General features: G+C 58.9%; 3 protein-coding genes. 1 reads left to right on the plus strand and 2 read right to left on the minus strand.

Translation table 11 applies throughout. The annotated features are described in order from the left end of the window. Positions 1–225: 225 nt before the first annotated feature. Complete coding sequence (locus tag FOA17_RS10535) at positions 226–804, minus strand: TetR/AcrR family transcriptional regulator (RefSeq protein WP_232014870.1); 579 nt, start codon at positions 802–804, stop codon at positions 226–228. Between the two features lie 544 nt (positions 805–1,348). Between FOA17_RS10535 and FOA17_RS10540 the strand changes: the two genes are divergently transcribed. Continuing rightward, complete coding sequence (locus FOA17_RS10540) at positions 1,349–2,542, plus strand: NADH:flavin oxidoreductase/NADH oxidase (RefSeq protein WP_238991788.1); 1,194 nt, start codon at positions 1,349–1,351, stop codon at positions 2,540–2,542. A gap of 994 nt (positions 2,543–3,536) precedes the next feature. Here FOA17_RS10540 and FOA17_RS10545 read toward each other — a convergent pair. Next, on the minus strand, positions 3,537–4,391 hold the full coding sequence (locus tag FOA17_RS10545; RefSeq protein WP_041575655.1) for a sensor domain-containing diguanylate cyclase: 855 nt from the start codon (positions 4,389–4,391) through the stop codon (positions 3,537–3,539). Positions 4,392–4,692: the final 301 nt, after the last annotated feature.

Below are 4,692 nucleotides of genomic sequence, written 5' to 3' on the forward strand. Positions count from 1 at the left end.
GCGACGACGGCCTGTGTCCGAAACCGATAAAACCTGAATGCGGGGGGTGTCTTCGTGTGCGTCCATGAGGACGTCCGCTAACACGCAAAACACAAAACCAACCAGACGGCCCTCGGCGCAAGCTTACAGATGATCTCCGCAACGCATTCCGACAGAGAAAGAGAAAGAGAAAGAGAGAGAGCCCTGTCCTCGATGATCCCGCATCAGGTGCTCTATGCTATCTGATCAGATCGCGGGCAAAGCCTTTTCCTTTCTTGCGCAATCGAGCATTCCGAGAGCCGACGCTACGATTCCCTTCAGCAAAGCTGGCTCGGGTCGCACGCGCGCGAGCACGCGCAATCCCATCAGCACGCTCAGGAGATGCCGTGCCATATCCTCTGCCGGCAGCAGTGATGCGATCGTGGCATCGGCCTGACCCGACTCTATTCGGCCCAGGAAAAACATCTCGATGCGCATGAGCACGGCCGCGACGTTTTCCCGGAACGCTTCGTCGGGGGGTGCCGCGTCGAGCGCGGTGTTCACGAGCATGCATCCCTTGCGCTCAGGATCCTCAAGCGAGCGCTTCAAGACATCGGAAAAGAACGCTTCGATGGCTTCGCGGGGCGGCAATGCCTCGCAACGCCGGATCCGATCCGCAACGCTGTGTTCGACATAACGGTCCAGCGATTTGATGAAGAGCGCGCGTTTATCCCCGAATGCGTTGTAAAGGCTCGCGCCGGTGATCCGGGTCTTGTCGATAAGATCGCGCACGGATGTTGCCTCGTATCCGCGGCGCCAGAAGCACTGCATTGCTGCGTCGAGCACGGCTTCCTCATCGAATTCTCTTGGTCTTGCCATCCGGCGCTCTCGCAAATTCCAGCTTCGCGTCTTGCCATATTGTCCGCGCCGATGCATTCTAGAACAAATGGACTAAAACTCAAGGTGTGACCGCCGTCATCGTTTCTCTGCCGGCAACCTTGGACGATCCAAAGGCTGGAATCATGGCTGCCCAGGAGGCGATTGAAGTTACACGAGCGGAACGCATGGCGGGGCACGCGGCTTGAGGGTCTGCTCTGGGCTGCTCGGAGCCTGCGTCGTGACGGCTCCGGTGAGGCAAACCAGTCCGGCGTGTTTTGGGCATGCGGAAAAATGTAATCTTCCTTCGCGAGCATCGTGAGCTCGGCGGCGTCGCGTGGCAGCGCGATCACGATCGCAGCCAGCCGCTTGCGGGCGAAACCGCGTATGTACGCGGCCCTGTATGCTGCGCTGCGCCGACTGCACCTCCGTCATCGGACGGTTTGTCAGGACTCGAGATTCTGCGTGGCTGGACGCTGCGAGGGTCGGCATCGTGGCGGATCGTGCAACCCCAATGACGACACCGCTCGAAGCAGACCAAAGCCAATTACAACGAAGAGAGACGTACCAGATGACGCTGTTTGAACCATTCCTGCTGCGCGGTGTAACGCTAAAGAACCGGGTGGTCGTCTCACCGATGAGCCAGTACCGCGCGCAGCACGGCGTGGCGAACGACTGGCACTTGGTCCACCTCGGTCGGTTCGCACTCGGAGGCGCCGCGCTGGTGTTCTGCGAGGCTACTGCGGTGCAGGAGCATGGCCGGCGTACACATGGCGACCTCGGGATATGGTCGGACGCCCACATCGACCGGCTCGCGGCGGTCACTCGCTTCCTCTCGCAAGAGGGAGCAGCTGCAGGCATCCAGCTCGCCCATGCGGGCCGCAAGGCGAGCGAACGCCGCCCCTGGCACGGTGAGACACCGGTCGACTCGGAAGACATCGCACAGCGCGGTGAAAAACCGTGGGCTGCACTCGGGCCGAGTGCGATCCCATACGCGGAAGGCTGGCCTGCTCCGGCCGCGATGAGCATCGAGGACATCAGGGAAGTGATCGCGTCGTTCCGAATTGCCGCTGAGCGAGCACGCGAGGCCGGCTTCCGGGTGATCGAGGTCTACGCCGCGCATGGGTTTCTCATCCACCAGTTTTACTCGCCGCTCGCGAACCAACGGCGCGATGACTACGGCGGAAGCCTCGAAGGACGATGCCGTCTGGCACTCGAGATCGCCGCAGCGATCCGCGAGGTTTGGCCAGACGAATACCCACTGGTCTTCCGCCTATCGGTCACCGACTGGCATCCCGAGGGCTGGCAAGTGGACGACACAATCTACCTCGCACAACGACTGAAGGACCTCGGCGTCGACGCGATCGACTGCTCAAGCGGCGGCATCTCAGGACGGGAACGTCCGCAGGGCATGACCCTCGAGCACGGCTATCAGCTCGCCCTCGCCGCGCGGGTGAAGACGGCAGCACGCATCGCGACGATCGGTGTCGGACTTCTTTGGGACCCGAAGCTGGTCGACCGCTCGATCGACCAAGGCGATATCGACCTCGTCGCACTCGGTCGCGAACTGCTGGAGGACCCGAACTGGCCATTGCAGGCGGCCCGCGAACTTGGCGCCGACGGGGTTCATGGGATGTGGCACCCGGAGTTCGGGTGGTGGCTCGAGAAACGGGCGCGGGCTGTCCGCAGACTCGGGATACGCAAGTGATCGACCATTGATCATCAACAACGCCCTCGGCCCGAAATCCCGGCGCGATTGCTCTTGCCGCGACCCAGGATAGATACAACATCCCTTAGGACAGGAACTCGATGGAGGAGTAGGTAGCCGCGCACTGCGAGATCTAGACATCGTCATTGTTGACGTCGCCCGTGCATGAAGTGGCGGCCCCGTTCGAGATTGAGCAGGTATCGCAGATGAGCTGATAAGCCTTGGCGGTCTCGGCTATGGTCCTTCACCCTACGATTTGCTGCAGGGCTTGCCGCCTGCACGACGATGGCCATGCGGTTATCTGCACAACGCAAGAGTCTCCCGCCTGAGCGAGCGCGAATGACAGTCGTGCATTCGAAACGTTCCGACATGATGCCCACCGACCTTTTCACACGAACGATTGTACTCGAAGGGCCACTCAATCACTCAATGACGACAGCGCCAGATGATTCTTGGGATAGCCGATCGCTGTCCAGTCGATCCGACCATGGTGCGCGGATCGGATATTCAGACCGGGCTCTATTGAGGGCAAGCTCTGTGGCGCAAAGCTGATGTCTATTTTGGTCGCACTGGGAATAAATCTACCAGCATCGTACTTCTAAACGTCAATTCTTTCGGCCGCACCATTGGTTTTTGGATGCATCGCCGAATGCATCGATTCCATAGCCGGAGGTCTTTGGCGGTGGAGACCTACGCTCATATTTTTGGGCTACAGGCATGGAAAAAAGAACACGGACCACCGAAAAAGTTGAGGCAGTGTCGCAGGCGACGTTATACTTTCGATCTTGAGGGAACACGAGATGTATGCACATATTGTGGTCGCAAGGGATGGCTCTAGTCTGGCGGTCGATCAGTCGATAGCCGCTCGAGATTTTCCGATTTCCCCGGCAGCACCTCCTCCATGAACTTGTGAAGGATAAGTCCGCGCTCGCGGCCGCCTCTGCCGCGAAACTATAGCGTGTCGGGGCGTCGTCCATCCATGATAACACTGGCACTAGAGGCGCCAGATAGTTACCCTGTTCCGGCCCAGATGCTTGGATTGATACAACGCCGCATCAACCTGGTGAAAGACGTCGGCCGGCGATTGTGGCCCTTCAAAAATCCCAAGCCCCATCGAAACCGTCACCACACCGTAGGGTTGGTTCCCGGGGTGTGTAATTGCCAACGCACCGACTCGATTCCGCAATGCCTCAAAAAAAGTGTGTGCGTCCAGAGCGGCGCGTGTACGACACGCCATGAGAAACTCCTCGCCGCCGATCCGGAAAAAAAGATCGTCGGCATTTGTTAAATGCGTGCGCAGAACCGTGCCTATTTGGCGCAGAACGTCGTCTCCAGCCGCATGGCCATGCCTGTCATTGTAGCTTTTGAAATTGTCGATATCGAGAATGGCGACGGATCGGAATAGGCCATCGTTGGCCGTGTTGAGATATTCTGGAAATTGTCGTGAGTAGGCATGCCGGTTCGGTATTCCCGTCAACGCGTCGATACTGGCGCTGCGTGCTTCGGTGATATCCGTAAAAATCCAGATTCGCGCAGCCAACCTTCCACCTTCATCGAACGGCACACTGCGCCGCGAAAAAATGCGGCCGTCCTTGAGCAGAATTTCGTCCTCGGAGGTCTCCTGGGCCAGCTGCAGCCGATCCACCTCGCGAAGGAAACCCTCCGGGTCCAACAGTTGGTCCGTCACGAAAGTGAGCATGCCGAGCTCGTTCTTCGTGCTCACCAATTCGTCTGGAATCTTCCAGAGCTGAGCAAAAGAGCGATTCGCATAGACTACGCGACGCTCGGAGTCGGTTAGTAGGACGCCGTCCGGAAGCGCATCCAAAGTCCGCTCGAACAGCGAGCGCACGGCAGTCCCTCCAAATGTCATGCGCTTCAATCCTCTAGTCCGCCCCAATTGCGCTCGGTCATTGTATCCGGGAATGGTTGTAGTTTCGTCACTTACGCCCTTGCCCAATAGATCGAGGATGCGGTGTTCACGAGCATGCACTCCTTGCGCTCAGGATCCTCAAGCGATCGCTTCAACCCACATTCTCCAAGTAAGTCGCTGATTTCGCTGTCGTAATCGTGATATTTCGCATATAAATCATGGCGTTGACGGCTGCGAGGGGCGCGTTTCATGGATCACCTGGAGGGTGCGGGCTTGGCGC

Source organism: Gemmobacter caeruleus (genome assembly GCF_008271655.1).
In the GTDB taxonomy this organism is placed as follows: domain Bacteria; phylum Pseudomonadota; class Alphaproteobacteria; order Rhodobacterales; family Rhodobacteraceae; genus Gemmobacter; species Gemmobacter caeruleus.

What these genes read in the sequence shown, in the direction of transcription:
- FOA17_RS10540 (WP_238991788.1), top strand. Translation starts at nt 1,349, where the DNA reads ATGACGACACCGCTCGAAGCAGACCAAAGCCAATTACAACGAAGAGAG.